The sequence below is a fragment of the Telluria sp. AZSoR62 genome, assembly GCF_058111565.1.
In genome coordinates this window covers 1-267 of record NZ_JBYTST010000338.1, presented here as the reverse complement: position 1 = coordinate 267, position 267 = coordinate 1, and the positions used below count along the sequence as shown (strand labels likewise).

Below are 267 nucleotides of genomic sequence, written 5' to 3'. Positions count from 1 at the left end.
GCATAGGCTGCAACTGAAAGTATGGTCGTCAAATGAATGGGATGCTGCTGCGGCGGCCTGGAGACAAGCAAACGCAAATCTTCAGATCGCAAAGGCCAGAGAAGAACACGCCCGGGATCTATTAGTGGCTTTAGTGCCAAAGGGAATCCCTCGTCAAGAGGGAGGTGGCGTATCCGTTCTGATGAGTGGCCGTAGAGGCACGGTCGATTACAGAAGAATGTTGGCCGATGCGGGAGTGGTTCTAACTGAAGCTCAAATCGACATGTA

The 267-nt window shown here is 52.1% G+C and carries 1 pseudogene; it reads left to right on the top strand.

The features are described 5' to 3' along the window. Positions 1-267 (top strand): annotated as a pseudogene (locus tag AC3XQU_RS24040) (endonuclease); the annotation flags it as partial.